This window comes from Fibrella rubiginis (assembly GCF_017353185.1).
Taxonomy (GTDB): domain Bacteria; phylum Bacteroidota; class Bacteroidia; order Cytophagales; family Spirosomataceae; genus Fibrella; species Fibrella rubiginis.
Window position 1 is genome coordinate 1 of sequence record NZ_JAFMYV010000026.1, and the last position, 3,479, is coordinate 3,479.

4 protein-coding genes are annotated in these 3,479 nt (G+C 41.5%); all 4 read right to left on the minus strand.

The window, feature by feature from the left end; translation table 11 throughout:
• Positions 1–877: 877 nt before the first annotated feature.
• Positions 878–1,438, minus strand: coding sequence for a hypothetical protein (locus J2I47_RS26255; protein ID WP_207367606.1), 561 nt, complete (start codon positions 1,436–1,438; stop codon positions 878–880).
• A gap of 152 nt (positions 1,439–1,590) precedes the next feature.
• Positions 1,591–1,848, minus strand: coding sequence for a hypothetical protein (locus J2I47_RS26260; RefSeq protein WP_207367607.1), 258 nt, complete (start codon positions 1,846–1,848; stop codon positions 1,591–1,593).
• 90 nt (positions 1,849–1,938) lie between these two features.
• A complete protein-coding gene (locus J2I47_RS26265) occupies positions 1,939–2,463 on the minus strand; it encodes a replication/maintenance protein RepL (RefSeq protein WP_207367608.1) in 525 nt (174 codons plus the stop codon).
• Between the two features lie 361 nt (positions 2,464–2,824).
• Complete coding sequence (locus tag J2I47_RS26270; protein ID WP_207367609.1) at positions 2,825–3,319, minus strand: hypothetical protein; 495 nt, start codon at positions 3,317–3,319, stop codon at positions 2,825–2,827.
• Positions 3,320–3,479: the final 160 nt, after the last annotated feature.

The window sequence follows — 3,479 nt, forward strand, 5'->3', positions numbered from 1 at the left end:
AGCCCCGATCTGAGCCGTGATGCTGTAAGGTCGGGGCTTTCCATTAGCGGTCAGTGGAATTGCTTATTGTTAGCCGAAAACCTAACTCATTCGTCGAATAAAAAGCGCACTGGTCGAAAAATGAGATACACATTAAGGCTGTTTACTTATTGATTAATGTAAATATTTACATATTATAATTATTTAATAAAATTCCCGTTTCGATAGCTTATCAGCCGCCGTTACCGTTCGGTAACACAATGCTATTTACTAGTATTTATACTTAAAAGATAAGTATCTCCAAATGGTGCCTAAAATGCTCCCTCGAATGGTGCCGATAATGGTGCCTGAAATGGTGCGGTTAATATTTTAGTCAACTAGTAATCAGTCATTTATAGTAATTCCTAAATTATATCCTGTTACTTCTCAGGAAATACTTAGCTTTACGTTCATCCGTAACTGTACTTCAATCTATATTTAATGAGAGAGTTAACCTATTGCTACCAACTCGAAGATACTATCGTGGCCATCGAGGATTTACAAGGGGGCTTGTCGGTTTATGATTCAATCACTCGAGTCTTAGCCCAAATCGAAGCTGAAGCTGGCTCATTAGAGGGTAAGTACGTTCTTTGGCAGGGGAACGACGGTTTGTGGGATTTGCTCTTGCCCCAGGCCCCTAGACTGGCCGACAACGACATGGATATTTATCCCCTAGGAGGCCACACCCTACCGGAGGCCAAAACCCGGTTAACGGAGTTGGTGGCCAGTGGGCGGCTTCGAGGAATAATCCCTTAACATAACAATCCTTCCAAAACAGTTAGTGGGATAACGCAATTTCGAGTTCTTACAAAAGGTATATTTTGGATATTGACCTGTATTGATTAGAGAGGGTGTTGAGTCAAGGTATTTTTTTAAGCCAAATAATTTTCCCATTAGAATCAGTGTAAGTAGAAAATTCTATATCCCTATTAAAAGTAAAAAAAAGGTATACGTATTTAAAATGCATAGTAAGTTCTACTTTGTGAACATCTTTAAGCTTAAATAATTTATCAATTGATAATTGAAAATCTCTAATTCCTCCTGGGTTTATTATTTCATTAATTTTAGGTCCAGCAAGATTAAGATTTTTTATTCCATTATTGTTGCCAAATTCAACCTCGTGAATTTCAACAAAAAGATTTTCTATTTTTAGATTAAAGTAGCTATTATTTTTTATTTCAAAAAAGGTCAATAATAATTTCTTATCATCTGCGCCAAACGGAGTTTCAACAGTCATCTGTGGTTTTAGGGCATAATATGATAACAAAATAGTTAGTAAAGCACTAAGAACGCCTAGAATTGTCCATGACTTGTTGGAGAGTACTTCTAAGTTGTTACTCGATGTATGTACATTACTACGCCTATTACTACTAGTAGTACCACTATTTACGATCTTTTTATTATGTTTTTTTTTAGGCATGTACTGCGGCAGTTTTTATTATTTTTGAATGACACGACATCATTTTTCCCCCGGACAGTTGGGGTGGCTTAATGCCTCCAAAAACCTTGGGGGTTTGGGGGCAACGCCCCCAAATAACTTCACGATTACCGACCGAAGGGAGGACCACTTTATCACATTGCAAATGGAGGACTAGGAGGGGTTGCATCAGGTAAATTATCATCAACAACTGAGAATATTAGTTGAGGAGAATTCTGAGTATTCTCCAGTGCCTTTTTCATATCTACATAAGAAATATTTATGGATTTGGCATTATCCCCGCTGAGTTGTATTCTACAACCACCTGAGGTGGCTTGAACGAACACAACTTGATCTATATTGAAAATAAGCTTACTTGGGCCAGGACCCATAATTTCCAAAAACTTGGCCATATCACTAACAGTTAGTTGGTTTTAAAAGACCCCCGACCCTCTAGCAACATGGCTTGGATCGGGGGTTTGGACGGTTGTCCGTGGATTAGCTTAATCCCTGGTCGGTTGCGCCTCCGCAGAGCCGACGTCCGTTTTAGCTAATGGCTTTATGACACGCTTTTTGGTAAGCCGGGGTTTGGCGTGGCCGACTAGTTGGGTGTCGAATAGGGGCTTGTCCTGTTCTGAATCAGAAATGTAAACGGCTGCGTTGAACAAAGCATATTTTTTGCCGTTTGCGTCTGCTTTCCAAGCAATCTGGGCATTTACTGCATAGATGTTTGTATTACCAGATTTTAATATGTCAACTGCTTTTTTCTCCCTGAGATACTTAGTTGAAGTATGAATAGTTTGTCTGCTAAGATCAAGTGCCTCTGCTAACGCTTGCTGACTGATAACCAGAGCGTTACGTTTATCCATATGTTGGAGCAACCACACAAAAATCTTTACCGCTGTATGGTTCTCACCTGTCATCTCAATAATTAGATCGAGCTTGTCAACATAGAGTTGCACAAAGTTGTCGTTAACCACATCCACTTCTCCTGTTTGGTAGTCAACCATCTGCTTTTCGTGTGCCATTTCTGTGAGTGTGGGGTGTAAAGTAGTGCTTTGCAATACTGCAAAGTTTCACATCAATATCCAAAAAAAATTTTTACATCATGTAAAAATTTTTGATACATGATGTAAAACTGTGTAAAGCAAGCTGCTTTACAATAATGTAAAGCAGTGCTTTACACAGTTTTAACATAACTTATTGATTGTTAGATATTTATGTATGTTTCTCTTCTGTATCTCCTAAATCACTTTTTCATAGCGTCGCAGACACCGCTTTTTTGGTCAGTTGAAAGCGGATTGGTGCGTAGTGCTTGGGGGCTTTGCCCCCAAACCCCCACGATTTTTCTTCAGGCATATACCACCCCAACTGTCCGGGGAGAAGGTCTTAGTGCCCACGCTCGATGGGTGGGGGTAAGTTCTTCCGGCGCTGTTCAGAACCTATGATGGCGTTGCGAACCTCTGGCCCCGTCGCGGCCAAGCCAAGCTTGGCATCAAACACGGATCCAGCCACGGCGTCTAGCTTCCCACTGACAATACTTGTTAACCGGGCATTCTCCTGGCGAAGGGCTTTTAATTCGGCCATTATCTGGGCGTTCGTTGGTTGCACGTCGAATAAAGCGTTAAGCCCTACTTTGGCCGTGTCTGCGACCAAAACACCCGTTGCAATGGTGCCGATATTGTTAAGGCTAAATTCAAGCCCTCCTGCGGCCTTTTTGGGCTCGACCTGCGATTGGTTAGAGCTACCTAAGCCGCGCCGATCCATCCACGCTAACGTGTTGCAACTACTGGAGCAGTACAGTCGGCGGCGGTCCTTGGCGTAATAGATCGTGTTACAGCGAACACACACTTTTTGAGTGGTTGGAACTGGTTTATAAGCCATAAGGTAGGTAGGTTTTTAATCTACTTTTGATCAAATTTGACTGAAAATTTTTATTAATCAAACTCTTGTCTAGATTTGGCCTGTTGATCGAAACGGACGTCGGCTCTGCCAGCGATGACAACCGCCCAGGGATAGATCAACCCACGGACAACTAGTCCAA